The following is a 25,352-nucleotide window of genomic DNA, read 5'->3' as shown; positions in this document are numbered from 1 at the left end:
AAAGTAAGGCTGAATTTTGCCGCGTGCCGGGAGAAGCTGGATTTGGTTTAGTTCAGGTCCAGCGCATCGACATCGAGCTGCCATTTGATTTTACGCGCCAGCGGCAGATTGCGGCTTTGTTCCAGTGTGAGGTCCAGCGCCTGATGCAGCAAGCGCCGGTCCTGACAAAACAGCTGTAACTGCCAGCGGAATTTGCCGGCTTTGCGCTCCAGCGGCGGTTTCAGTGGCCCGAGATATTGCACTTGCGGGCAGTGCGTGGCGATAAGCTGCTGAATGATGCTTAAAAATGCCAGGCCATCCTGACTGTCAAAAGACTCAGTCCTGAACAAGGCCAGATGCTGATAAGGCGGCAGCCGGGTTTGCTGGCGTTCCAGTAAAGCGCTGCGGGCAAAAGAGCTGTAGCCGTTTTGAATGACATCCTGCAACAGCGGATGGCCGGGATAATGGGTTTGCAACAGCACAGTGCCGGCAATATCACCGCGACCGGCGCGACCGGCCACCTGGGTCAGCAACTGCGCTAATTGTTCGGAGGCGCGAAAATCGCTGGAATACAAAGCACTGTCGACATCGACAATCACCACCAGGCTGACATTGGGGAAATGGTGGCCCTTCGCCAACATCTGCGTACCGACGATAATCGCCGGTTGTCCCTGATTAATTTCTGTCAGTAACGCTTCGAGGCTGCCTTTACGCCGCGTACTGTCCCTGTCTAAGCGGAGCACCGGGAAATCCGGAATGAGCTGCTGCAGCTGCTCTTCCAACTGTTCCGTGCCTTGCCCGACCGGTGCGAGCTGTGTGCTGCCGCAATGGCCACATTGATGTGGCACAGGCCGGCTGGCGCCACAATGATGACACACCAGCTGGCGGCTTTGTTTGTGGAAGGTGGTAAAAGCGGCACAGCGCTGACATTCGGTCAGCCAGCCGCATTCATGGCAAATCAGCGCCGGGGCAAAACCGCGGCGATTTAAGAACAGCATCACCTGCTCGCCGCGCTGCAGTCGTTGTTTGATGTGCGCCAGTGTGCCATCGGCCAGGCCATGTTTCAGTACCTGTTGTTTTAAATCCAGCAGTTCAATTTTCGGCACTTGCTGGCTGGTGGCGCGCTCTGGCAATGGTAAATGGGCGAATTTACCCTGTTGCACGTTATACAAAGATTCGAGGCTGGGTGTGGCAGAACCGAGCACAATAGGGCATTGCGCCAGTGCGGCGCGTTTAACTGCTAAATCGCGGGCGTGATAACGAAAACCATCCTGCTGTTTCAGTGAGGCATCATGTTCTTCGTCGATGATGAGCAACCCCAGCCGGGCAAACGGTAGAAACAAGGCTGAGCGGGTGCCGATGGTAATAGCGGCGTCGCCACTCTGGCTGCGTTGCCAGGCCAGTAAGCGTTCCTGATCGGTCATATTGGAATGCCAGATTTGCAGCGGCACGGCAAATCTTTTGGCAAAGCGCGCCAGCGTCTGTGGCGTCAGGCCAATTTCCGGTACCAGCACCAGCACTTGTTCACCGCGCTGCAGCACCGGGCTTATCGCCTGCAAATAGACTTCGGTTTTGCCGGAGCCGGTCACACCTTCCAGTAAAAACCGGCTGAAACTGCCGGCCGCCTGATTAATGGCACTGACTGCAAGTGCTTGTGCCGGATTGAGCTGCAGCGGCTGTTGTCGCTCTGGCTGTGGTACAAAAGCGCTAAATGGCACTGTCTGCCATGCAACCAGGCCTTTGTCGAGCATGGCCTTAATGGTGGTACTTTCGCCGCTTAAATCATCATCGCGGACTGCGGTTTGTTGCAGGCGTTGCCATAATGCGAGCTGGCGCGGCGCCCGGGTCAGCTCTGATGCCGACAGTGCGCGGCCTTGCTCCGTCAGCTGTAACACCCGGCCATGGCCGTCGAGGACAGCTTTGCCTTCACGCAATAGCGCGGGCAGGGCACTGACCAGCACTTCGCCAAGCGGGTGATGATAATAATCGGCAGCAAAGCTGAGCAGCTGGCGGATGGCTTCGCCGAACAACGGTTGCTGGTCCAGCACCGCCTTGATAGGTTTGAGTTTGTCGGAATAGGCGTCAGGTGGGTTTAGCTGCCAGACAATCCCGACCAGTTCGCGTTTGCCAAAAGGTACCAACACCCGCACGCCGACCTGAACCTGCAACCCTTCAGGCAACAGGTAGTCAAAATGCTGGTACAAAGGCACAGGTAAAGCGACGCGGATTTGGCTCAAAAGGCTGATCGTCCTGATACAGAATGCGGCAAAGTGTAGCCAGTCTGACTTTGTCCTCACAACGCTTTTTTCGCTGGCTGCAGCTGTTGCGATTAAACCGCTGCTTTTTTCTGCGAAACCGGAATAAAAAGTTGAACCTGCAGGGCAGATCTATTAAGCTACGCGCCCTAATTTAACTGAAATGCGTATGGTGTCTGACAGTAAGCTGATCAGATAGCGATACGGCCCTAACGAGGTAAGCCATGAAACCAGGTATCCACCCGGAATACAAAGAAATCACTGCAACCTGTACTTGCGGTAATGCATTCAAAACCCGTTCAGCTCTGTGCAAAGACATCCACTTGGACGTTTGCTCAGCTTGCCACCCGTTCTACACTGGTAAGCAAAAAGTGCTGGACGTAGGTGGTCGTGTTGACCGCTTCAAAAAACGTTTCGCAGTTCTGGGCGCAAAATAATCCCAGTCGCGTTGACGAAAAAAAGCACCTTCGGGTGCTTTTTTTGTGCCTGCAGTTTGTCTTTATGCTGTTGCATAAACTGTTTGATGATTATTTACTCACTCTCGAATCCTGCCTTATTTAACTCATTTTAAATCAATCATTTAATTTCTCAGTTAGTGGCCGCTTTGCATGCAAATTCAAATGGCCTGCACGAATATCTGCGAGTTCATGACGCCTTTTTGCATCTTTAGCCAAACTCCGTCAACTGGTCTTACCTCTACTGATTTTGTCACTTGGCACCTGCCGGAAAACTTGTTATAACAATGCTGATGGCCAAAAAGTGCACAGACATTTTCCGCCGCTCCTCCACGTAAAAAAGGCAACTATTGAGTTCAACTGGTCACTCTGGACAGAGGTACAACCAGCGCGAAGTCAATAGGCATGCCGCGTCAGGCTCTTTACAATGGGCCGCCTTTTGCGCTTACCCTCGCAAAAGTATTGGCAAATAACATAAAGCCCACAGGGCTAAGCCTCAGGACTCTTACCATGTCAGACTTCAGGAAAGCAGCGCTCGATTATCATGCCAAACCGACTCCCGGCAAAATCGGCATCGAAATCACCAAACCAGCCGAAACGGTCAAAGACCTGGCGCTGGCGTACAGCCCGGGTGTCGCCGAGCCGGTGCGTGAAATCGCCGAAGACATTGATAATGTTTATAAATATACCGGTAAAGGCAATTTAGTCGCCGTGATCACCAATGGTACGGCCATTCTGGGCCTTGGCAATTTAGGGCCTATGGCCTCCAAACCGGTGATGGAAGGTAAAGCCTTATTGTTCAAGCGTTTTGCCAATCTGGATTCAATTGATATCGAAGTCACCCACCGCACTACTGAAGATTTCATCAATACGGTCGCCAATATCGCGGACACATTTGGTGGCATTAATCTCGAAGACATCAAATCACCGGAATGTTTTGAGATTGAAAAAGAGCTGATTAAACGCTGCAATATTCCGGTATTTCACGACGACCAACATGGTACTGCTATCGTTACCGCGGCTGGCCTGCTCAACGCGCTGGAAATTCAGGGCAAAGATATCCGCAAAGTCACTATCGTTTGTATGGGCGCCGGCGCAGCCGCCATTGCCTGTATGGAACTGCTGATTAAATGCGGCGCCAAACGTGAATATATCTACATGCTGGACACCAAAGGCGTGATCCATACCCGGCGTGAAGATTTAAACAAATATAAAACGCTGTTCGCCAATAACACCGACAAACGCACACTGGAAGATGCATTAGATGGCGCTGATGTGTTTATCGGTGTGTCTGGCCCGGACGCCTTGCCGCCGCAGGCGCTGAAACTGATGGCAGATAAGCCGGTGATTTTTGCCTGCTCGAACCCGGACCCGGAAATTAAACCTGAGCTGGCGCATGCTGAGCGCAAAGACATCATCATGGCGACCGGCCGTTCGGATTACCCGAATCAGGTCAACAACGTCTTGTGTTTCCCGTTTATTTTCCGTGGTGCATTAGACGTGCGCGCCAGCGTCATTAACGATGAGATGAAGATTGCAGCTGTGCATGCCATTCGCGCCATCGCCAAAGAGCCGGTGCCGGCTGAAGTGTTGCAAGCGGCGCAGGTTGCGAAGCTTGAATTTGGCGCGGAATACATCATTCCAAAACCGATGGACCCACGGTTGTTACCACGCGTGGCGAAAGCGGTGGCGGATGCTGCGGTTGCCTCAGGTGTGGCGCGGATCCCGATGCCAAAACACTATATGGAAAGCTGATTTTTCTATTACCGGAAAAACAAAACCGCGGCTAGCCGCGGTTTTTCTTTTTGCCTGTTGTTTGAATTTATTGTCGACTCTTGCTGCAACCTGTCGTTGTTGATTTTTCGGTTGCGTCGGTCTTTATTCTTCGTCTGATTCCGCTTCCTGAATATCCGGAATAGGTTTGCCCATGCTGGTCAGGATATTGCGGACTTCGATCGGTATTTGGTGCGGGTTGTCTTTGCGTAAATCTTCATCGGCCGGCAGTGGCTGACCGGTAAATGCATGCAAAAAAGCTTCGCATAATAATTCGCTGTTGGTGGCGTGGCGTAAGTTGTTGACCTGGCGGCGGGTGCGCTCATCAGTTAAAACTTTTAATACATTCAGGGGGATGGAGACGGTGATTTTCTTCACCTGTTCTGATTTCTTGCCGTGTTCTGCATAAGGGTGAACGTATTCACCATTCCACTTTGCCATAGTTGTACCTTGATTTAATTATTTGTTGTGCGTTTTGGCCCGAAATTTTATCTCTTTATACGCGCATAAACAAACGCTGCGCAAGAAATAATCATGATAGACGTCTAAATGTTTTGACATCCTTTTATGGCGCTGTATACTTTTAGCCGTCTAAACATCTAAAAGTATGAGGTTGATATGTCCACACGTCGCTCCGCCACAGTTGCAGCCCGCGCCGGTATTGCGCAGGACCCCGCTTACGGTGCGGTGACGCCGCCGATGTATCTGACCTCAACTTATGAATTACCGGCCTTTAAACAACCGGGTAAATACGATTATTCACGCTCGAACAATCCAACCCGCGACCTGCTCGGCGATGCGTTGTGTCAGCTCGAAGGCGGCGCCAAAGCCTTAGTCACTAACACCGGCATGTCGGCCTGTGTACTGGCGCTGCAGGTGCTGACGCCGGACGATACCCTCGTGATCCCACACGATTGTTACGGCGGCAGCTACCGGTTATTCACCAACCTCGCCAGCAGAAAACGCGCTTTTAAGCTGGTCATTGTGAATTTTCAGCAGGACAACTGGCCGGAGCTGGTCCAAGCCGCCAAACCAAAGCTGATTTGGCTGGAAACACCAAGCAACCCGCTGCTGCAAATCACCGATGTGCGCGCCGTCTGTGCGCTGGCAAAAACGCTGCAGGCGCTGGTGCTGGTCGACAACACCTTTTTATCGCCGGCGCTGCAAAACCCTATCGCGCTGGGTGCTGATTTAGTGCTGCATTCCACCACCAAGTATTTAAATGGCCACAGTGACATTGTCGGCGGCGCTTTGATTGTCAAAGATGCGGCGCTGGGTGACGAGCTGAAATGGTGGGCGAATTGCCTTGGCGTCACGGCCGGTGCTTTTGATTCGCACCTGACGTTACGCGGCATCCGCACTTTATTACCGCGCATCAAAGCCCATCAGGAAAACGCCGCGCTGGTGGTGGAGTACCTGCAACAGCAACCGCTGGCCGGCAAGATTTATTATCCGGGTTTAACAGACCATCCGGGCCATGCCATTGCCAAAGCGCAACAACATGGTTTTGGCGCCATGATCAGCTTTGATCTAGCCGCAGATGCCAAATACCTGGGCGTATTTTTCGAGGCATTAGAGTGCTTTACGCTGGCGCAATCCTTAGGCGGCATTGAGAGTCTGATTTGCCATCCCGGCACTATGACCCATGCATCAATGGACGCGGCGGCACAAAAAACTGCCGGCATTGGCCCGACATTAATTCGGTTGTCGGTTGGCATTGAAGATCCACGCGATTTGTTGGCTGATTTGGAGCAGGCATTTGCCGCGGTTGCAGCAGCGCTTGACGCTGATGGCGGCCAGGTGCAGACAACTAATGAGCCGGCAGCAGTGGCCGTAACCTCCGCAACCGAGAAAGTTGCCGCGGCACAACGGACTGCAGCAGCATTGGCAACAGCACAATCGGCAACCGCAACATCCGAACAACAATTCCGGCTGAATCCAGCCCTGGCCGCATTTTGGTAATAAACATGGCAGTACAACAACTTTCCGCCGATGCCGACAAGGTCATCGTGCATAAATTTGGTGGCAGCAGCCTCGCCACCGCCGAACGTTTTCATGCAGTGGCAGATATTCTGCTGCAGCAAGCGCAACAAAGCGCCTGGGTGGTAGTGTCAGCACCGGGTGACACCACAGATCATCTACTTGATTTAATCGCAGCAGCTGCTGATGCGACCAACTTTGACATTCATTGGCAGCAGTTGTCAGCACAACTGCGTTTGTTGGTCAACCGCACTTTAAGTGCGCAAACCGCGCCGCAGGCGCTCAACACACTGAATCACTGGCTGGCGCAATTACCGGCGCTGGTGCAGGCCGGTCAGCACAATGAAGTGCTGGCGACTGGCGAAAAGCTTTCCGCATTGTTGTTAAGTGCAGTACTGACCGAACGCGGCAAAGAGGCGCAAGCCATTGATGCGCGTGATTTTTTACGGCTGGAACTTCAGCCACTGGGTGATGCACAGGTGTTGTGGCAACAATCCGCCGATTTACTGGCGCCGTTACAACAAGCCGGGTTTAACGTCGTTACCGGCTTCATCGCCCGCGATACAGCGCACAACAGCATCACGCTCGGCCGCAACGGCAGTGATTATTCTGCAACTATTGTTGGCGCTTTAATCAAAGCCGATGCGGTGCATATCTGGACTGATGTTGATGCGATTTATAGCGCAGATCCGCGTAAAGTGCCGTCAGCGCGCGCGTATCGCCAGGTGCCATGGCCTTTGGCGATTCGTCTGGCCGAACTGGGTAATCCGGTGCTGCATGCGAAGACCTTAAACCCGCTGACGCAACATGCGGCGGAACTGATTGTGCGCAGCAGTTATGAGCCGCAACAGCCGGGTTGTCGCGTCAGCCGTCAAAGCGCTATCGAAGTGCAGTTTGTCACCGATTTAGCTGATGCTGTGCTTCTGACTTTACCGACGCATTGCAAAGTCAGCCCGCAACAAGCCGCCGCCGCGTTGCAGTTTCCGGTGTTTGCTGCGCCGGCAACCCACGGCAAGCAATGGCTGGTAGCGCAGAAGAATCTGGATGCTTTACTGCAATTTCTCGGGCAACAACAGATTTATCCACGCGTCAGCTCAGAGCAATTTTATGCCGTTGCCTGGTTAAAGCCAGCCGCACGTCAGCAGCGTCAGTTGCCGCTGCAAGCCGCGCACTGGCTGGAACGGCAGCAACCGGCGCATAGTTTTCAGGATGATGAACTGGCGCTGTGGTTGTTCAGCCCGGCTTTAACAGCCAACGAGTTGACCGAATTACATCAACTGTTGCTGCCAAGCACTGTGCGGCTGAACGTCGTGGTGGCAGGGACCGGCAATGTCGGCTCTGAATTTTTAAGCCTGCTGAGGAAACAGCAACAAGCCTATGCCGGCCAGATTGAATTGCGTCTGGCGGGGTTGTTTAACTCGCGTCAGGCGGTATTCAGCGACCAGATCAATGTCGCGGACTGGCAGCAGACGTTAGCGGGTGCGGCGCCATATCAGAAGCAGGATCTGCTGGATTATTTAACCGGTTTACCGGATCCAAAAGTGCTGGTCGATATCACGCCAAGCCGCAGTTTTGCCGAAGATTATGCTGAGATTGTCCGCACCGGCTGTCATCTCATCAGTGCCAATAAACAAGGCGTGACTTTGCCACTTGCGCAGTATCAACAAATTATTGCCGCAGTCGCCGAGCAGCAGGTCAGCTGGCAGGCCAATACGACGTGCGGTGCCGGATTACCGGTGCAGCGCTTGTTGCAGGAACTACAAAGCTCCGGTGACCATATTCAGCAAATCAGCGGGATTTTCTCCGGCACTCTGTCCTGGTTGTTGTGTAAATACGACGGTAGTGCGCCGTTCTCCGAGTTTGTACTGCAGGCGCAGGCCGAAGGTCTGACCGAACCGGATCCACGCGATGATCTGTCCGGCAAAGACGTGCAACGCAAACTGCTGGTTCTGGCGCGGGAACTGGGGCTGAGCCTTGATATCAATGACATCGCCTTGACGCCATTATTGCCGGCTGGTTTGGATACGCTGAGCTGGGATGAGTTTTGGGCGCGCCGCCACGAACTGGACAAGGCGCTGGCCGACACTTATGCCCGCGCTAGCGCGGCTGGCAAAGTGCTGCGTTATGTCGCAACCCTTACAGTGACACCAGAAGGCCCGAAAGCGCGGGTTGAGTTGCTGGCTGTTGCGCCTGAGCATCCACTGGCGGCTATTCAGGCCTGTGACAATGTGTTTGTCATCGAAAGTGACTGGTATCAGGCTAATCCGCTGGTGTTAAAAGGCCCGGGGGCGGGTCGTCAGGTCACAGCCGGTGGTATTCATGCCGATTTGGCCATTTTGGCGCGCCAGCAAATTGCTGCGGCGAAGGCGGCCCGGCATAGTCAGGCACAAGCGGCGGCCTGGGCCAATCCACGTGCCTGATGTTGTGTTTGAATAACCAAGACCCGGCCACTTAGCCGGGTCTGTGTTTTAGCAGCTTACGCTGTAAGGTGCGCCGGTGCATCCCCAGCAACCGCGCGGTCTGACTGATATTGCCATCCTGCTGCGCCAGCACCCGCTGAATATGTTCCCATTCCATTTGATCTGTCGATAACAACGCTTCGCTATCGTCACTGCTTGTCTCATTGGCCAGCGGCACAGCTTTATCGCCTTGCAGCGCTTGCAATAACACCGCGAAATCAACAGGTTTCGTCAGATAATCATCGGCGCCCAGTTTCACCGCCTGCACAGCCGTGGCGATGCTGGCAAAGCCGGTCAGCACCAGAATACGGCTATCCGGTAAGGCTTCCCGCAGCGGTGCAACGTAGTTCAGCCCGGATACATCGCCAAAACGCAGGTCAAGCAGCCAGACGTCGGCCGGGTCTGCGATGAGCTCAGCAAGCTGCGGCGGAGTGGCGTAGGTGCGGACCTGACAACCGGCCGCACTCAGGCGACGCTGCAAGGTGCGCAACAAAATCTCATCGTCATCTAAAATAGTCAGTTTCATCAGTGGCTTCCTGCCGGAAAGCGGATTTGGGTGATCAGGCCACCCGTTGCACCAGCGCTGCGTGTCACCACACCACCCAAGCGTTCGATACTGCTAGTGGCGAGGAACTGTCCGAGCCCCAGACCGTCAGGGCTAGGCTGCGGCAATTTACCCAACTCGCGCAGTTGCGCTGCCGGCAAACCGCAACCGAAATCTTCGATTTGCAGTACAAACAGCTGACGCTGCTGACTGAGCCTGACTGCCAGGCGGGGTTGTTGCGCGGCAATGCCGGCGTCCGCCGCATTATCGAGAATATTAAATAAGGCGGCGGACCAGGCCAGCGTATCAGCAACCAGACATTGGCTGCCATCCAACTGTTCGTCCAGAGTGAGACTAATCTCAGGCCGGCTGACCAACCAGAGTTTCAGCGCCTGTTGTACCACCTGATGGAGTGGAGCCTGCTGCTGTGGTAAGCGCAATTGCTGCGCATTCTGCCGCAGTTGCTGCACAATTTGCTGACAGCGCCGTACTTCTTGCTGCAGGTCTTTCAACAGGGTGGGGTCGGGCGGGCCATCATTGAGCTCATCGGTTAACAAAGTCAGATTTTGCAGCGGTGTGGCCAGTTCATGGGCGGCGTTGGCAGCATAAGTGGCGACCGTCAGCATTTGTTCCTGTTGTGACTGTTGTCGCTGCAATTGCATCAGTTCCCGGGATTTCTGGCGCACCAGCCTTGCTTGTGCACTGACAAAAGCAGCGATGAAAAACGCCGACAGTGTAAAGGCCCAGGCCATTTGCCACAGATGGGAGCTAAATTGCTCGGGCAGCTGTTGGTCTGGCGTAGCACCGTCAATAAACACCTGATGGCTGCGATGTGCCGCATGCGGATCATAAATTAGCTGTCCGGTCTGCGGGTCAACCGGATTAAGCGGTAACAATAGTGCCAGCGTCAGATAGCAGCTGACCGCGAGTGCTGCAGTCAGCAGGGCGATACGGCCAGGCAACAACACAGCGCTGACTGCAACTGGCAGCAATAGTAATGCAATCAAGCCATTACCTGCGCCACCTGCCAGTGCCAGCATCAGCGTAAACAAAGTCAGATCGTACAAAATAGCCACCGCAAAGACGCGCTGCGGTTGCTGATGGCTACCAGGCAACCAGGGTAACGACAGATTGGTACAAGCATATAAAGCCAGCAGCAGCAGCATTAGAGGCCAGCTGCTGACCGGGTACTGCAACCACCAGGCGGCCAAAGCAGCCAGATAGCTTGTGCCGATTAAGCCCCAGCGAAACTGCTGTAACTGTTTGATTTGCTGAAATGGATCTGAGTCGGTGCTGAAAGCGGATCGGTTCGGCAGCATAGCGGATCTCAAAAAAGCGGGCGCAGTGCGCCCGTTGCAAAAAACTGACCTCAACAGACTACGCAGTCGCTGTCGCAAAGTCACGAGACTGTGTGGATGTGCTGAGTCGGTCATCACTATAACGGCTGTAACACCTATGCGGCATGCGACATTTTGTCGCAGGGACGTGAAACGACAAAATCTTGACGCTTACCCAGCGGCAAGCAGTGGCAAACGTGGCCAGTGCCGGCGGAAATTTCTCGCCGCATCAGGTCGGATCAGCTATTCAGGATCTGCATCTTTCTTGCGCTGGAATAAGGGGTTTTGTTTAAGTATTTGTATTTTAAAGATAAAAATTAATGTTTCGCGTTTTTTTTGCATTTGGCATTGCGTTTGCAATTTCATCTTGCTCCCGGCGGATCTGCTTGATCCGGTCGGGGAATTCAAAACTCAAAACAAAATATTCTTTACAATTAAGGGATTTACTCATTATGAAATTCAATGCAAAATCAAAACTGTTTGCAGCACTGTTTCCAGTATCTAAACAAGAACAAGCCGCAGAGCTGGTTGAGCTGAACACAGCTGAACTGACCCAGGTCAGCGGTGGTGTTTCACTGAATATGGATGATGTGTCAGTTGGCACTTTCCATATTGGTGATGGAAGTGGCCCAATCTGGATCAAAAACTAATAAAAATTAAGATAAGGCTTTGTGACACAGACTAATGCATTCTTAAGAAATACAGCCGCCTTACTGATTTTTCTAATCACATGTGCGGCTGCTATTTATTTAGAGTTGTCGATCCACTTTCCTGATGTGGTAGAACGTAACAGCTTTAGCAATTCTGATGTCGTCCGATTGATCTCTTACTTTTCGTTTAGCTGTGTCGTACTGTTCAGTTTAAGAACACCTCACACCCTTCCACTGCTAACTCTTGTGTTGATTATTAAGCTGCTACAATTTCCTATTTCCTTATTCCTGAATAACGTCCAAAACGCTCTGTATTATTATCTTTGTTCAGCGCTATTAGATCTCATTATGGCGTTCTGGATTGTGCACTATCACAACGACCGAACATTATTGAAGTTCTTCAGAGCAAAAACGCAGATAAATGTCCCTCAGGTGATGCTGATGGCCTTTTTATTGGCGGTGTCTTCTTTGTTCTCTTGTCTGCAGGCTATCGAGTACATTATTTATACTCAAGATAGGTCGTTTTATGCGGATTCAATGCCGTTTCTTTACGAGCATCAGATAGCAGTCAAGCTAACGTTAAAAACATTGTTTGATGCTTGCATCTGGTCTCTACTGCTCGACCCTAACCGCTGGAAAATTCTGCAAAAGATCCAAAACAAGTTTCTGGCACCCTGATTTTATCCCTACAATAGAGTTTTAAGGTTGTGAGGTTGCCTGATGTCACACCGTGCTCATTTGTTCTCGTTACGGATTTTTCATGCGCTGCGCGAAGCGGCCGCTGAAGGTTATGGTTTTTCCTCACTCAGCAAAGACGTACTGGCCGGTATCAGTGTCGGTATTATTGCCATCCCGCTGGCGATGGCACTGGCGATTGCTTCCGGTGTGCCGCCGCAATATGGGTTATATACGGCCATCATCGCTGGCTTTCTCATTCCGCTTTGTGGCGGCTCCCGTTTCAGCGTCTCAGGCCCAACCGCCGCTTTTATTGTCATCTTGTATCCGGTCGTACAGAAATATGGCTTAAGTGGTTTGTTGCTGGCCACAGTGCTGTCCGGCGGCATTCTGGTGGCGATGGCGATGTTACGGCTTGGTCGATTTATTCAATATATTCCGGAAGCCGTCACTTTAGGTTTTACCGCTGGTATTGCGGTGGTGATTGCCACCTTGCAACTACGTGATCTGTTTGGCCTTACTGTCGTGACCATGCCTGAACATTATCTGGAAAAACTGCAGGTTCTGCTGCGGGCCGCAGATACGGCGCATTGGCCGGCGATGCTGGTTGCCGGCGTGACTTTATGGCTGATGCTGGCCTGGCCTAAGCTTGGTAGCCGCGTGCCGCCGCATTTACCGGCAGTCATTGTCGCCACTTTATTGACCTTGGCACTCAATCATTATGGTTATCCGGTGGAAACTATCGGCAGCCGGTTTCAGTACACGGCGGCTGATGGCAGTGTTGCCGCTGGGATTCCGGATATGTTGCCAAGCCTGCAATGGCCCTGGGATTTGCCGGGCGCCGACGGCCAACCGCTGCAGTGGAGCTCTGAGCTGGTCAAAGATTTACTGACCGCCGCTTTTGCCATGGCGATGCTTGGTGCTATTGAATCGCTGCTTTGTGCCATGGTGCTCGATGGTATGACGGGCCGGCGTCACAGTGCGAACAGTGAGCTGCTCGGGCAGGGGATTGGCAATATAGTGGCACCGTTTTTTGGCGGTATTACCGCGACTGCTGCACTGGCCAGATCTGCAGCCAATGTGCGGGCCGGTGCTGTATCGCCGGTTTCAGCCATGGTGCATGCCGGTGTGGTCTTGCTGGCGCTTTTTGCCTTAGCGCCGGTGCTGAGTTACCTGCCATTAGCCGGTATGGCTGCTTTGTTGCTGGTGGTGGCCTGGAATATGAGTGAAGCCCCCAAAGCGCTGCATCTGATTAATACTGCGCCGCGCAGCGACGTGCTGGTATTCGCAGTGTGTTTTTCTTTTACCGTATTGTTTGACATGGTGATTGCCATCAGCTGCGGCATTATCATCGCGGCGCTGCTGTTTGTGCGTGAAGTGGCTGAGATGACCAAAGTCGCCGACGTCAGCGAAAATCCGAAGCTGGTCAGTGAAAAACTGGCGCCTGGCCACAAGGTATTCCGCATCAGCGGGCCGCTGTTTTTTGCGGCGGCGGACAGAGTATTTGCCGAGCTTGCGCTGCTATGTAAAGAGCAGCAGCAAGTGGTGATCCTGATGGATGGCGTGACTTTACTGGACGCAGGCGGGCTTGCCGCTTTTGATAAATTCCTCACTGCGACCGCAAAAGCCGAATGTCATGTGATGTTGGTCGATTTGCAATTTCAGGTGCTGAAAACCCTGGCGAAAGCCAAAGTGCGGCCGATTGACGGCTTATTGTCGTTTTATCCGACGCTGCCGGATGCGCTGAAGTTATTACCCAAACGCCAGCCGGATGAGTTTGCCGGACTGACGGCTTTGGATAATCCCGGATTGTGACGTTGTAGGGCAGCACTACTTATCACTGCACTTCTCATCACAGCATTTAGGATCAAAGCGCGGGCGCACTGGCGCTTCGCGCTGCGGCTGCTAAATTTTCATATTCATGCATAACACAGTCTGCGACAATAGCAGCCACATCGCGCCAGGCCTTGCCGGGCGCACGTTGGCGCGTCATGCATCTTTATGCAGCAGGATAAAGTGAATTTGAATAATATAAAAATTCATAAAAACAGCATAATAATTCTTGAAAGTGCATGAAAGCCCCGATACACTGGCCGCAGTTTTTGGTGTGGCCATTTTTTATTTAGCATTTGGAGACTGACCACAAGATGTCATCACAATCTGCCACCAGTTCAATCATTCGCAGCGCAGTGTTGGGGGCCGCCGGTTATAGCGGTGCCGAACTCTGCGTGTTGTTGGCGCGTAACCCTCACTTTGCACTCTGCCATGCCTATGCCTCTGCCGGGCGGCAGGCAGAGTCTTTTTCTTCCTTGTATCCACGGCATAGAGGCCAGGTTGACCTGCTGGTTGAACCCTGGACTGATGCCGAGATCGAGAATATCAAAGGCAAAGTGGATGTCGCCTTTTTGGCGCTGCCGCACGAAGCCAGTGAAGAAGTGGCGCCAAAACTGATGGCCGCCGGCATTGTGGTGGTGGATTTGTCCGGTGCGTTCCGGCTGAAAGACCCTGATTTATATCCAAAATATTATGGTTATACCCACCAGCATCCGGAACTGATTAACGAAGCCGTGTATTCACTGATGGAATGGCTGGACCAGCCGCTGCCACAACTGATTTCAGTACCGGGCTGTTATGTCACAGCCGCATCTTTGGCGTTGTTGCCGCTGGTGAAAGCCGGTTTACTGACCGACGACAATATCCCTGTGATCAGCGCCACCAGCGGTGTATCGGGCGCGGGCCGCAAAGCGGCGTTAAGCACCTCGTTCTGCGAAGTTGGCCTCAATGCTTATGGCTTTTTTAAACACAGACACAGACCAGAAATTGAACAGAATTTAGGCCGCAAAGTGGTGTTCACGCCGCATCTTGGCAACTTCAAACGCGGCATTCTGGCCACCAGCGTGGTGACGTTAAAAAGTGGTGTCACTGCAGAGCAGGTCAAAGCGGCATTTGAACAGGCCTATACCGGCAAACCGCTGGTACGGTTATTAAGCACGTCGCCAAACGTGGCGGATGTGGCCGGCACACCGTATTGCGATATTTTCTGGCAAATTGACGGCGATCAGGTCGTCGTGGTGTCGGCGCTGGACAACTTACTCAAAGGCGCTGCAGCACAAGCGATGCAGGCCGCGAACGTCAAATTCGGCAAGCCGGAAACTGCGGGTTTACTCGGCGGCGGAGTTTGTCATGAATAAGTCACCATTAGTGTTGAAGATGGGCGGCCGGCTGTTAGAGGACATGCAGGCGCTGGATAATTTACTGACCGTCATCAAAGGCCTGTCTAGCGAATATCCACTGGTGCTGGTACACGGCGGGGGCGCTCAGGTCGACAGCTGGCTGGCAACTTTTGGCTTTGACACGCAAAAAATTGACGGTCAGCGTGTATCACCTTCCGAGCAAATGCCGGTGATCACCGGTGCTTTGGCTGGTGCTGTCAACGGCCTGATGGTGGCGCGGGCGCAGCTGGCCGGCTTAAATGCCGTAGGCCTGACACTGGCGGCCGGACAGAGTCTGAAGTTTGACGTCAACACCAAACTCGGGGCTGTCGGTATCGCCAAAGCCAACGACGGCACTTTGGTTAACACGCTGGTGCAAAACGGTTTTGTGCCGGTGTTCAGCTCCATCGGTTTAAGCGACGACGGTCAGTTACTGAATGTGAACGCGGATATCGCCGCCGCCACCATCTGCCAGCTGGTGCAGGGCACGCTCATACTGTTAACTGATGTGCCGGGCATTCTGGACGGCAACGGTCAGCTGATTAAGTCGCTGAACAGCACGCAGGCGCAGGCGCTGGTGGATAGCGGTGTGATTAAAGGCGGCATGAAAGTCAAACTCGACGCGGCGCTGGAAACGGCCGCAGCACTGCGACGACCTATCATAGTTGCGGGCTGGCAACAGCCGGAAGATTTATTAAAACTGATGCAACAGCAGGAAGTTGGCACTTGTATCAGTTGGTAACCCCACTGAGATCTGTTCACTAAAGCGCGGGCCCCTTCGATGGAACAAGGCCCGTTTGCCGGGCAGATTTCCTCAAAAAAAGGTGGCCGTACGCGGCCTTGTAGTGTGAAACATGAGTCAATTGTCGCAGTTACTGTGTTTAGCAGATTTAAGTAAAAGCCAGTTGTCGGAATTACTGACGCTGGCAGGTCAGATTAAACAACACCCTGACAACTACAGTCAGGCGTTAAAAGGCAAAAGCATTGCCTTATTATTTGAAAAACCATCGCTGCGTACCCGCGTCAGTTTTGATGTCGGTATTTATAAACTCGGTGGTCACAGTGTGTATCTGGACCAGCAAAACGGCGCCTTAGGCGTGCGTGAATCGGTGGAAGATTTCGGCTCTAACCTGGCCTGCTGGTGTGATGCTATCGTTGCGCGGGTCTATTCGCAGCAGACGTTATTAAAACTGGCGTCGAGCAGCAAAAAGCCGGTGATTAATGCGCTGAGTGACCTGTACCATCCCTGTCAGGCCTTGGCCGATTTGTTGTCGTTGCAGGAAATGCTCGGCGACTTGTCGCAAGTGCATCTGGCCTTTGTTGGTGATGGCAATAATGTCTGTCATTCACTGATGTTAGGTGCAGCTATTCTTGGCATGAGCTTAACTGTGGTGACGCCACCGGGTTTTGGTCCGGATGCGCATGTGTTGTTACGGGCGCAGGCCCTGGCGGCGCAAAGCGGCGCGAAACTGACGCTGAGTCAGCATGTGTCGGCCGCTGCCGGCGCCGATGCGATTTACACCGACACCTGGTTGTCGATGGGTAACAAAGCCGATCCGGCGCAGATTGAAAAGGTCTTTGCACCTTATCAAATCAATACCGCCGTAATGCAGCGCCTTGGCGCTAAACATTTTATGCATTGCCTGCCGGCACATCGTGGGCAGGAAGTGACCAGCGAAGTGCTGGACAGCGATTACTCTTTGGTATTGCGGCAGGCGGAAAACCGGATGCACGCGCAAAATGCCGTTTTAGTCAGTTTATTCAGTTGAGGTTTGCGTGATGAGCGAATTAAAAAAAGGTGTGAAAAAAGTCGTTTTAGCTTATTCCGGTGGTCTGGACACCTCGGCCATCGTGCCTTGGCTGAAAGACAATTATGACTGCGAAGTCATCGCCTTTGTCGCCGACGTCGGCCAGGGCGCGGAAGACTTGGAAGGCGTGGAGCAAAAAGCGCTGAATTCCGGCGCCAGCAGCTGCTATGTCGTCGATTTAAAAGAGCAATTTGTTAAAGAAGTGATTTACCCGACCATCAAAGCCGGTGCTGTGTATGAAGGCCAGTATCTGCTGGGGACTTCAATGGCGCGGCCAATTATCGCCCGCGCTCAGGTCGAACTGGCGCTGAAACTGGGTGCTGATGCGCTGTGCCACGGCTGTACCGGTAAAGGCAATGATCAGGTCCGTTTTGAAGGCGCTTTTGCTGCCTTAGCACCACAGTTAAAAGTGATTGCGCCATGGCGGGAGTGGGAATTTAATTCCCGCCAGTCACTGCTGAATTACCTGGCCGAGAAGAAAGTGCCAACCACAGCGACGGCCACCAAAATTTACAGCCGCGACGCCAACTTATTCCACATTTCACATGAAGGCGGCGAGCTGGAAAATCCATGGAACGAGCCGTCTGAACAAGTCTGGATGTGGACCAACTCTCCGGAGCAGGCGCCGGATAAAGCTGAGTATATTCAGCTCAGCTTTGAAAAAGGCGAGCTGAGCGCCATCGACGGCAAAGCCGTATCAGGCGTTGAAGCCATTGAACAGCTGAACAAAGCCGGTTCAATCCATGGCGTCGGCCGGATTGATATCGTCGAAAACCGTTTAGTCGGTATGAAATCGCGTGGCTGTTATGAAACCCCTGGTGGCACTATTATCGTGGCTGCACTGCGTGCACTGGAATCGCTGGTGTATGACCGGACTTCGCTGAAATACCGCGAAGAAGTCGGTCTGGAAGTGGCGCAGCTGGTGTATGACGGCCGTTGGTTCACGCCATTAAAAGATGCGCTGTTTGCCGCGTCCAATTCACTGGCTGAGCAACTGACTGGCGACATCGTAGTGAAACTGTATAAAGGTCAGGTCACTGTGGCGAAACGCCGTTCACCGAACAGTCTGTACTCTGAAGCCTTCGCTACTTTTGACGGTGACGAAGTGTACAACCAGAAAGATGCCGCCGGTTTTATCCGTCTGTACAGTCTGGCAAGTCGCATCCGCGCGCTGCACAGCGTGAAAGAATAATGCCGGAAAGTGTCAGAAAACGCCGGGCTTGCCCGGCTTTTGTTCATCAGATTTGTTGAGGTTGGTTATGGCGATGTGGGGCGGCCGCTTTCAGGAAGCGAGTCTGGAAGAATTCCGGGCATTTAATGATTCATTGAGTTTTGACTATCTGCTGGCGCAGCAGGATATCGCCTGTTCCCGCGCCTGGGCCGGTGGTCTGCTGGAAGGCGGCATCATCACTGCAGACGAAGCCAAAGCACTGGACCTTGCGCTGGCAGAGCTGGCCGATGAAGTCAGTGCCAATCCACAGCTACCGCTGCAAACCAGTGAAGAAGATATTCACAGCTGGGTGGAGCTGAAACTCGGTGAAAAAATCGGTGTGATCGCGAAAAAACTCCATACCGGCCGTTCGCGCAATGATTTGGTCGCGACCGATTTACGCTTGTGGAGCCGGTTGAATGCGCAGCTGGTGCAGCAGGCACTGACCGGCGCTATCGGCGCATTACTGAACTTCGCCCGTCTGCATCACGGCGCTGTGATGCCGGGTTTTACCCATCTGCAACGCGCGCAGCCAGTTTTGGTCAGTCATTGGGCGCTGGCTTATGTCGAAATGTTCCGCCGCGATTTAAGCCGGATTGAGGATGCACTGAAGCGCCTCGACAGTTGCCCGCTCGGTTCAGGCGCTTTGGCCGGCACCGGCGTAGCGATGGATCGGCAGGCGTTGGCACAGCGTTTAGGCTTTAGCCAGGCGGCACGGAACAGCCTGGATGCAGTGTCGGACCGGGATTATGTCGTTGAATTATCTGCCTGTGCCAGTATCTGTCTGACGCATTTATCGCGTTTGTCTGAAGATGTGATTTTCTTCTGCTCCGGCGAAGCGGGTTTCTTTAAACTGGGTGATGCGATTTCCAGTGGTTCATCCTTGATGCCACAGAAGAAAAACCCGGATGTGTTTGAATTGCTGCGCGGCAAAACCGGCCGGGTGCTTGGGCATCTGGTGGCCATTCTGCATATCCTCAAAGGCCTGCCTTTGGCTTACAACAAAGATATGCAGGAAGATAAACAAGGCTTCTTTGATTTGATGAACACCTGGCAGCAATGCCTGCTCGTGCTGGCGACTTGCCTGCCACATTTGTCAGTGAATGTGGAACGTTGCCGTAAAGCCGCTGAACTTGGCTACAGCAATGCCACGGATCTGGCGGATTATCTGGTCAGTAAAGGCATCGCCTTTCGTGATGCGCATGAACTGTCTGGTGAACTGGTGTTAAAAGCCGCCGCCAAACAAGTGGCGCTGGAACAGCTGAGCCTGGCGGAACTGCAGGAAGTCAGTGCGCTCATCAGTGAGGATGTGTATCCGGCATTAACCATCGAAGCCGGTATGGCGAAACGTTCAGCACTGGGCGGCACTTGCCCGGTGCAGGTGGGTCAGGCGTTGGCGGCCGCCGAAGTCTGGTTTGAGGCGTTGACCAAATAACCATTGCGCCATCCCCAAAACAACAAAGCCGCAGTGATGCGGCTTTGTTGTTTCAGTTGACTGAGTAGGTCCGGTTTAGCGGAAAATATCAATCTCTGCCGGTTTTTGCTGGTCCGGCTGCAGCGGATTCACCGGATCGGCATATTGCGTCGGCTCCGTGCCTTGCATGAAATATTCAAATTCGCTGCTGTCGTCGCTGGCCTGCGTCAGCAAACCAGTTTTACGGTCGATGCGCACTGACACAATACCGGTTGGGGTTGGCGGGAATTGTTCCGGTACATTCTCCAGCGCCAGTTCAGCAAAACTCTGCCAGCTTGGCAGGGCAGTAGTGGCGCCGGATTCACCGCCTAACGTCACAGAACGGCCCAGCACACTTTCGGAATCATCAAAACCAACCCAGCTGGTGATGACTAAATCCGGCGTAAAACCACTGAACCAGGCATCTTTGACATCGTTAGTGGTACCGGTTTTCCCTGAGATGTCGCGGCGTTTTAACGCTTTTAATTTATGCGCAGTGCCATTCCAGCCCGGGCCACCCCAAATAGCACTTTTCATCGCCTCAGAAATCAAAAAGGCATTTTGCGCTGAGATCACCCGGGGCGCATATTGTTCGGTCGGTTTAACCGGATCTGTCACTGCTGAGTCTGCAGTTGCGGTCTCTGCGGTTGAGTTATCCGTAGTAGTGCCATCCGCAGCAGCAGCGGCGTCTGATGGCGCGGTCTGCGCCGCGAGCTGTTCACACTGATCACAGACGCTGACGGCCTGATGTTCATAAATCAGATTATTCTGGTCATCCAGAATTTTGGTGATGACATAAGGTTTCACCAGATAACCGCCGTTGGCAAATACCGCGTAGCCGGTCACCAGTTCCAGCGGCGTCAGTGAGGCCGAGCCCAGCGCCAGAGTTTGGTTGCGCGGTAAATCTTTGGCGTGGAAGCCAAATTTGGCCAGATGATTGATCGTCGGTTCGATACCAACACCGCCAATCAGGCGCACCGATACGACGTTTTTCGATTTCGCCAGAGCTTCACGCAAGCGGATTGGGCCATCATATTCTTCCGGCGAATTTTTGGGCCGCCAGGCCTGGCCTGACCCTTCGTCCCATTCATGAATGGGCGCGTCGTTAATCACCGAAGCCAGGGTGTAGCCTTTTTCTAAGGCCGCCGAATAGATAAATGGTTTGATATTAGAACCGACTTGGCGATTGGCCTGCGTCACCCGGTTAAATTGGGTCTGGCTAAAGCTATAACCACCGACCAGGGCGCGGATCGCACCATCTTTTGGATTCATCGCCACTAAAGCACTGCTGGCTTGCGGCAACTGACTGAGACGCCACTGACCTTCTTGCTCCCGCACATAAATCAGCATACCCGGCGCCAGGATTTGACCCGCAGCGCTTGGCGCATTGCCCTGACGTTCGTTGCTGATGTAAGCGCGGGCCCATTTCAGCCCATCCCAAGGCAATTCAATTTTGCGGCCACCGGAGAGCATCACTTCGGCGCTTTGCGCCTGTACTTGCGTCACTACAGCCGGCTGCAGCTTCTCAATGCCGTCCTGTTCGTCCAGATAAGCCAAAATGGCCTCATCAGATAAACGTTTATCTTCTGTAAAGCTGATGCTGCCGTCGGCATTGGTCACTTTCTCGGCCGGCCAGACGATTTTGACCGGGCCGCGGAAACCATGCCGTTCATCATAAGCGTGTAAATTGGCCTGCAGCGCATTAACGGCACGAGTCTGCTGGCGGGCATCGACCGTCGTGAACACCTGGAAACCTTTGGAATAAGCTTCTTCTTCGCCATAGCGGGCGACCACTTCCTGCCGCACCATTTCCGCCAGATAAGGAGCTGAAGCCGTTACTTGAGCACCGTGTAACTTCGACACAATAGGGGCCTGAATGGCGTCGTCATATTCCTGCTGCGTGATATATTTTTCCGCCAGCATGCGGCCTAACACGATATTGCGCCGCGCCCGGGCGCGGCTGGGTGACCGTACCGGATTCAACACAGAAGGTGCTTGTGGCAAACCGGCGATAATGGCGATTTCCGACAGCGTCAGGTCCTGAATGTTTTTACCGAAATACACCTGAGCGGCTGCACCAACACCAAAAGCACGCTGACCAAGCTCAATCCGGTTTAAATACAGTTCCAAGATTTCATCTTTACTGAGCAGTTCTTCGATATGGATAGCTAAAAATGCTTCTTTTACCTTGCGGATAATTTTCTTTTCGCGGCTTAAGAAAAACAAACGGGCCAATTGTTGGGTGATAGTTGAAGCGCCCTGGCTATAGTCGCCGGTGGTAGCGACCACTGAAGCCGCCCGCATCACACCAATCAGGTCAATGCCCGGATGTTCGTAAAAACGCGAGTCTTCGGTGGCCAGCACAGCTTTGATCAGCAGAGGCGGCATTTCATTGAGTTTGAGCGGAATGCGGCGTTTTTCACCGAATTGGGAAATCAGTTCACCATCCTGGCTGAATACGCGCATCGGCGTTTGCAGCCGCACATCTTTCAGGGTTTCCACGCTTGGCAGGTCATTTTTCAGATACAGATAAGTGACGCCAACACTCAAAACACCTAAGGTCAGACACGACAACAGGATAATGACAAGTTTTTTAAGCCAAGACACTGAATAGCCCCAATTTTTGCTGCCCTTTACCAAAATAGGCTGCTAGTATAAATTCATTAGTAGTTGTTGAAGCACATCGTTTCTGGTGCAAAAACAACGCACGCCACGGCGAAAACATAATAATCATAAGTTTGAGACGGCTGCAGGACGCTATGATAAACCGGTTGTTTCGTACGAAAAATCAATTAATCCTGGGCGTCGACATTGGCGCTCATACCGTCAAGGCTATTTTGCTGAGCCAACATGGCGAGCATTATAAAGTAGAAGCCCTGGCAATAGAACCTATGATTAAAGGTTCGATGACGGACCGCGAGATCCAGGACATCGAAGCCGTTGGCACTGTTATCGCTAAAATCCGCAAGAAAATCCCGAAAAACATCAAATTTGCCGCCGCCGCAGTGTCTGGTTCCACCGTGATCACCAAAGTGATTTTTATGGACGCCAGCCTGTCGGACGACGAATTAGCCAGTCAGATTGAAGTGGAAGCGGATAGCCTGATCCCATATCCGCTCAGCGAAGTCAGCATGGACTTTGAGAAACTGGATTTAAACGTTAACGATCCTTCCAAGGTCAATGTGTTGCTTAGTGCCGCGCGGACCGAAAGCGTGCAAAGCCGCGTGTCGGCGCTGGATGCCGGCAACTTCGCAACTAAAGTGGTTGATGTTGAATCCTATTGTCTGAGCCGGGCCGCTGAACTGTGTTTCCACCAGTTACCGCCGGACGCACATGAAAAACTGATTGCCGTCGTCGATATCGGCGCCACGATGACGCTGATGAGTATTCTGGAAGGTGGCAAAACCCATTACACCCGCGACCAGATGTTTGGCGGTGAACAATATACCCGCAGCATTATTTCCTATTACGGCAAAACCTACGAAGAAGCAGAGCAGGCGAAAGTCACGAACGATTTACCACCCACCTACACCTTCGAAGTGCTGGCACCGTTCCAGACCATGATTTTACAGCAGGTGCGCCGTGGTATTCAGATGTATCTGACCACTTCAGGCCGCGAAAGCATTGATTATCTGATCATTTCCGGCGGTACCGCGTTAATTGACGGCATTGATAAACTGTTGACCGAGGAATTAGGCATTCACACTATTGTGGCGAATCCATTCCAGCACATGGAGGTTGGTTCTGCCGTTGACCGGCAGCAACTGATGCAACTGGCACCGCAATTAATGATCGCCTGTGGGCTTGCAATGCGGAGTTTCTCATCATGGCATATCTAAACCTGCTGCCCTGGCGCGAAGCCCAGAAAAAACAACAACAAGCCCGTTTTATGACCACGATGACTGCCTCTTGCGTCGGCAGTTTTCTGTTGGTGTTCATGATCAGTGCAGTCTACGGTTCGATGATTGAAGGGCAGGACGGTCGTAACAACTATTTGCAGGGCGAAATTGCCATTCTCGACCAACGGATTGCCGAAATTAAACAACTGGACGAGAAGAAAAAGAATCTGCAAAAGCGGATTGAGCTGATTGCCCAGTTACAAAGCAGCCGGAATCTCGGCACGCAAATTATGGATGAAATCGCTAAAGTCACGCCGGCCGGGGTCTATCTGACCAATCTGGAGAAAAAGGGCCCGTCTTTATTGCTGGTTGGCAAAAGCGAGTCCAACAACCGCCTATCCAATATGATCAGGGGCGTTGAGGCGTCGGAGTTGCTGTCGACACCGTTACTGGAATTTATTGAAGCCGGCAAAGATGACACTGAGCTGCTCAGTGATTTCAAAATGCACCTGATGGTAAAAGGCTTTGAAGCCGTACAAGGCGGGTCCAATCAGCCGAAACCTGCGGCGGGAGGCACCAAATGAGCCTGAATATCAATCTGGAAGAACTGAACAATCTTGATTTAGCTAATGTCGGCTCCTGGCCACCGTTTGCCAAGTCCATGCTGATCGTCGTGTTCAGCATTTTGGTCGCGGTACTCAGTTACTTTATGCTGGTCGATGAGAAAATTACCACGCTGGAAACCGCTGAAGCGCGTGAGCAGGAGCTGCGTCAGACTTACCGCGCCAAATATGCCGCAGCGGTCAACTTAGATTTGTACAAGAAACAGATGGTGGAGATGGAAGAAACTTTCTCCTACCTGTTAAAGCAGTTACCGGCTACTCATGAAACCCCGGGTCTGCTGGACGACATTACTTATGCCGGTACTTCAACAGGTCTGACTTTTGTCCGCATCAACTGGATGCCGGAAATCGAAAAAGATTTTTATACTGAACTGCCCATCCAGATTGATGTGGTCGGCGATTACCATCAGTTTGGTAATTTTGTCAGTGAAGTGGCGAAACTGCCGCGTATTGTGTCATTACACGACTTTTCTGTGACCACCGACAAAGACGAACGGCTGGTCTTTAACGTCGTTGCCAAAACTTACCGGTATAAGGAGGCGCCATGAGTCGTCAAGCCGGTCGGATTCTGGCACTGACTGCCGCATTGACGTTTTTGCAGGGTTGTAATGACTCGCTGACTGACATTCAGCAGTTTATGGAGTCGGTGAAAGCCAATACGCCGGCAGGCATTCCGCCGTTACCTAAAGCAAAACCCTTTGTGCATATCAGCTACCAGTCGGCTAATGCCCGCAGCCCGTTCAGTGCGCCGCGGCCAGAGGCAGTGCAGGAACAGTTTTCACAGTCGCAGGGCTGTCTGAGCCCGGACCCGGCGCGACGCAAAGAGCCGTTAGAAAAATTTGCTTTGGATAATCTGGCGATGCGCGGCACGCTCGGTGATGGTCATGACGTCTGGGCGCTGATCGAAGCGGCCGATAAAACCTTGCACAGAGTCAGCAAAAATAACTACATTGGTTTATTTCACGGACGGATCATTCAGGTCGATCCTAACCAGATTGAATTAATTGAATTAATCCCGGACGGCGCCGGATGCTGGAAAGAGCGGACGACCACCATGCAAATGGCCGACCCCAATGCCGCAACGCGCAAATAAGGTGTGA

General features: G+C 52.7%; 21 protein-coding genes. 16 read left to right on the top strand and 5 right to left on the bottom strand.

Annotation, left to right across the window (positions count from 1 at the left end; all coding sequences use genetic code 11):
- Nucleotides 1-47: 47 nt before the first annotated feature.
- A complete protein-coding gene (gene priA / locus ABNT34_RS02770; RefSeq protein ID WP_348728613.1) occupies nt 48-2,216 on the bottom strand; it encodes a primosomal protein N' in 2,169 nt (722 codons plus the stop codon).
- A 242-nt stretch (nt 2,217-2,458) separates the two neighbouring features.
- Here priA and rpmE point away from each other — a divergent pair, with 242 nt between their 5' ends.
- Entirely contained in the window at nt 2,459-2,671 is a 213-nt protein-coding gene (gene rpmE / locus ABNT34_RS02765; RefSeq protein ID WP_208931970.1) for a 50S ribosomal protein L31, read from the top strand.
- Nucleotides 2,672-3,199: 528 nt separating this feature from the next.
- Nucleotides 3,200-4,444, top strand: coding sequence for a malic enzyme-like NAD(P)-binding protein (locus ABNT34_RS02760; protein WP_348728610.1), 1,245 nt, complete (start codon nt 3,200-3,202; stop codon nt 4,442-4,444).
- A gap of 123 nt (nt 4,445-4,567) precedes the next feature.
- Here ABNT34_RS02760 and metJ read toward each other — a convergent pair whose 3' ends face one another.
- Nucleotides 4,568-4,903, bottom strand: coding sequence for a met regulon transcriptional regulator MetJ (gene metJ, locus ABNT34_RS02755; RefSeq protein ID WP_031567174.1), 336 nt, complete (start codon nt 4,901-4,903; stop codon nt 4,568-4,570).
- Between the two features lie 177 nt (nt 4,904-5,080).
- Here metJ and metB point away from each other — a divergent pair, with 177 nt between their 5' ends.
- Entirely contained in the window at nt 5,081-6,424 is a 1,344-nt protein-coding gene (metB, locus tag ABNT34_RS02750; protein ID WP_348728608.1) for a cystathionine gamma-synthase, read from the top strand.
- 5 nt (nt 6,425-6,429) lie between these two features.
- On the top strand, nt 6,430-8,862 hold the full coding sequence (gene metL, locus ABNT34_RS02745) for a bifunctional aspartate kinase/homoserine dehydrogenase II (protein ID WP_348728607.1): 2,433 nt from the start codon (nt 6,430-6,432) through the stop codon (nt 8,860-8,862).
- A gap of 31 nt (nt 8,863-8,893) precedes the next feature.
- Here the strand turns inward: metL and ABNT34_RS02740 are convergent, their stop codons facing one another.
- Nucleotides 8,894-9,427 carry a response regulator gene (locus ABNT34_RS02740; RefSeq protein ID WP_348728605.1) on the bottom strand — a complete coding sequence of 178 codons (534 nt, stop codon included), beginning with the start codon at nt 9,425-9,427 and terminating at the stop codon, nt 8,894-8,896.
- Complete coding sequence (locus ABNT34_RS02735; RefSeq protein WP_348728603.1) at nt 9,427-10,764, bottom strand: HAMP domain-containing sensor histidine kinase; 1,338 nt, start codon at nt 10,762-10,764, stop codon at nt 9,427-9,429. Before ABNT34_RS02735 ends, ABNT34_RS02740 begins: the two co-directional genes overlap by 1 nt.
- Before the next feature lie 338 nt (nt 10,765-11,102).
- Between ABNT34_RS02735 and ABNT34_RS02730 the strand changes: the two genes are divergently transcribed.
- From ABNT34_RS02730 to argH, 8 genes are all read left to right on the top strand, one after another.
- Nucleotides 11,103-11,432: a hypothetical protein gene (locus tag ABNT34_RS02730; RefSeq protein ID WP_348728601.1), complete on the top strand. Its 330-nt coding sequence runs from the start codon at nt 11,103-11,105 to the stop codon at nt 11,430-11,432.
- Between the two features lie 441 nt (nt 11,433-11,873).
- A complete protein-coding gene (locus ABNT34_RS02725; RefSeq protein WP_348728599.1) occupies nt 11,874-12,110 on the top strand; it encodes a hypothetical protein in 237 nt (78 codons plus the stop codon).
- Between the two features lie 42 nt (nt 12,111-12,152).
- Nucleotides 12,153-13,922 (top strand): C4-dicarboxylic acid transporter DauA, encoded by a 1,770-nt coding sequence (gene dauA / locus ABNT34_RS02720; protein WP_348728597.1) that lies wholly within the window; start codon nt 12,153-12,155, stop codon nt 13,920-13,922.
- 332 nt (nt 13,923-14,254) lie between these two features.
- Nucleotides 14,255-15,298, top strand: coding sequence for an N-acetyl-gamma-glutamyl-phosphate reductase (gene argC / locus ABNT34_RS02715; protein ID WP_348728596.1), 1,044 nt, complete (start codon nt 14,255-14,257; stop codon nt 15,296-15,298).
- Nucleotides 15,291-16,061 (top strand): acetylglutamate kinase, encoded by a 771-nt coding sequence (gene argB, locus ABNT34_RS02710; RefSeq protein ID WP_348728594.1) that lies wholly within the window; start codon nt 15,291-15,293, stop codon nt 16,059-16,061. Before argC ends, argB begins: the two co-directional genes overlap by 8 nt.
- 112 nt (nt 16,062-16,173) lie before the next feature.
- Nucleotides 16,174-17,088 (top strand): ornithine carbamoyltransferase, encoded by a 915-nt coding sequence (locus ABNT34_RS02705; protein ID WP_348728592.1) that lies wholly within the window; start codon nt 16,174-16,176, stop codon nt 17,086-17,088.
- A gap of 10 nt (nt 17,089-17,098) precedes the next feature.
- Complete coding sequence (locus tag ABNT34_RS02700) at nt 17,099-18,319, top strand: argininosuccinate synthase (protein WP_031567200.1); 1,221 nt, start codon at nt 17,099-17,101, stop codon at nt 18,317-18,319.
- Between the two features lie 67 nt (nt 18,320-18,386).
- On the top strand, nt 18,387-19,772 hold the full coding sequence (gene argH, locus ABNT34_RS02695; RefSeq protein WP_348728589.1) for an argininosuccinate lyase: 1,386 nt from the start codon (nt 18,387-18,389) through the stop codon (nt 19,770-19,772).
- A gap of 75 nt (nt 19,773-19,847) precedes the next feature.
- Here the strand turns inward: argH and ABNT34_RS02690 are convergent, their stop codons facing one another.
- A complete protein-coding gene (locus ABNT34_RS02690; protein WP_348728587.1) occupies nt 19,848-22,397 on the bottom strand; it encodes a PBP1A family penicillin-binding protein in 2,550 nt (849 codons plus the stop codon).
- 152 nt (nt 22,398-22,549) lie between these two features.
- Between ABNT34_RS02690 and ABNT34_RS02685 the strand changes: the two genes are divergently transcribed.
- Genes ABNT34_RS02685 through ABNT34_RS02670 form a run of 4 tightly spaced genes read left to right on the top strand, consistent with a single transcriptional unit; the run spans nt 22,550 to nt 25,345 of the window.
- Nucleotides 22,550-23,629: a pilus assembly protein PilM gene (locus tag ABNT34_RS02685; protein ID WP_348728585.1), complete on the top strand. Its 1,080-nt coding sequence runs from the start codon at nt 22,550-22,552 to the stop codon at nt 23,627-23,629.
- Nucleotides 23,617-24,213 carry a PilN domain-containing protein gene (locus ABNT34_RS02680; RefSeq protein ID WP_348728583.1) on the top strand — a complete coding sequence of 199 codons (597 nt, stop codon included), beginning with the start codon at nt 23,617-23,619 and terminating at the stop codon, nt 24,211-24,213. Before ABNT34_RS02685 ends, ABNT34_RS02680 begins: the two co-directional genes overlap by 13 nt.
- Nucleotides 24,210-24,800 carry a type 4a pilus biogenesis protein PilO gene (locus tag ABNT34_RS02675; protein WP_348728581.1) on the top strand — a complete coding sequence of 197 codons (591 nt, stop codon included), beginning with the start codon at nt 24,210-24,212 and terminating at the stop codon, nt 24,798-24,800. Before ABNT34_RS02680 ends, ABNT34_RS02675 begins: the two co-directional genes overlap by 4 nt.
- Nucleotides 24,797-25,345 (top strand): pilus assembly protein PilP, encoded by a 549-nt coding sequence (locus tag ABNT34_RS02670; protein ID WP_348728579.1) that lies wholly within the window; start codon nt 24,797-24,799, stop codon nt 25,343-25,345. The genes ABNT34_RS02675 and ABNT34_RS02670 overlap by 4 nt, the downstream gene beginning before the upstream one ends.
- Nucleotides 25,346-25,352 lie beyond the last annotated feature (7 nt).

Source organism: Rheinheimera texasensis (assembly GCF_964031785.1).
GTDB classification, from domain to species: domain Bacteria; phylum Pseudomonadota; class Gammaproteobacteria; order Enterobacterales; family Alteromonadaceae; genus Pararheinheimera; species Pararheinheimera texasensis_A.
This window is presented reverse-complemented; position numbering and strand designations above follow the sequence as displayed.

Excerpts from the sequence above, each read along its gene's own strand:
- ABNT34_RS02685 (WP_348728585.1), top strand. The coding sequence starts at position 22,550 with ATGATAAACCGGTTGTTTCGTACGAAAAATCAATTAATCCTGGGCGTC.
- argC (WP_348728596.1), top strand. The coding sequence starts at position 14,255 with ATGTCATCACAATCTGCCACCAGTTCAATCATTCGCAGCGCAGTGTTG.
- metJ (WP_031567174.1), bottom strand. The coding sequence starts at position 4,903 with ATGGCAAAGTGGAATGGTGAATACGTTCACCCTTATGCAGAACACGGC.
- argH (WP_348728589.1), top strand. The coding sequence starts at position 18,387 with ATGGCGATGTGGGGCGGCCGCTTTCAGGAAGCGAGTCTGGAAGAATTC.
- argB (WP_348728594.1), top strand. The coding sequence starts at position 15,291 with ATGAATAAGTCACCATTAGTGTTGAAGATGGGCGGCCGGCTGTTAGAG.
- ABNT34_RS02670 (WP_348728579.1), top strand. The coding sequence starts at position 24,797 with ATGAGTCGTCAAGCCGGTCGGATTCTGGCACTGACTGCCGCATTGACG.
- ABNT34_RS02725 (WP_348728599.1), top strand. The coding sequence starts at position 11,874 with ATGGCCTTTTTATTGGCGGTGTCTTCTTTGTTCTCTTGTCTGCAGGCT.
- rpmE (WP_208931970.1), top strand. The coding sequence starts at position 2,459 with ATGAAACCAGGTATCCACCCGGAATACAAAGAAATCACTGCAACCTGT.
- ABNT34_RS02705 (WP_348728592.1), top strand. The coding sequence starts at position 16,174 with ATGAGTCAATTGTCGCAGTTACTGTGTTTAGCAGATTTAAGTAAAAGC.
- ABNT34_RS02675 (WP_348728581.1), top strand. The coding sequence starts at position 24,210 with ATGAGCCTGAATATCAATCTGGAAGAACTGAACAATCTTGATTTAGCT.
- ABNT34_RS02700 (WP_031567200.1), top strand. The coding sequence starts at position 17,099 with ATGAGCGAATTAAAAAAAGGTGTGAAAAAAGTCGTTTTAGCTTATTCC.
- ABNT34_RS02730 (WP_348728601.1), top strand. The coding sequence starts at position 11,103 with ATGTTTCGCGTTTTTTTTGCATTTGGCATTGCGTTTGCAATTTCATCT.
- ABNT34_RS02760 (WP_348728610.1), top strand. The coding sequence starts at position 3,200 with ATGTCAGACTTCAGGAAAGCAGCGCTCGATTATCATGCCAAACCGACT.
- dauA (WP_348728597.1), top strand. The coding sequence starts at position 12,153 with ATGTCACACCGTGCTCATTTGTTCTCGTTACGGATTTTTCATGCGCTG.
- metL (WP_348728607.1), top strand. The coding sequence starts at position 6,430 with ATGGCAGTACAACAACTTTCCGCCGATGCCGACAAGGTCATCGTGCAT.
- metB (WP_348728608.1), top strand. The coding sequence starts at position 5,081 with ATGTCCACACGTCGCTCCGCCACAGTTGCAGCCCGCGCCGGTATTGCG.
- ABNT34_RS02735 (WP_348728603.1), bottom strand. The coding sequence starts at position 10,764 with ATGCTGCCGAACCGATCCGCTTTCAGCACCGACTCAGATCCATTTCAG.
- ABNT34_RS02680 (WP_348728583.1), top strand. The coding sequence starts at position 23,617 with ATGGCATATCTAAACCTGCTGCCCTGGCGCGAAGCCCAGAAAAAACAA.
- ABNT34_RS02740 (WP_348728605.1), bottom strand. The coding sequence starts at position 9,427 with ATGAAACTGACTATTTTAGATGACGATGAGATTTTGTTGCGCACCTTG.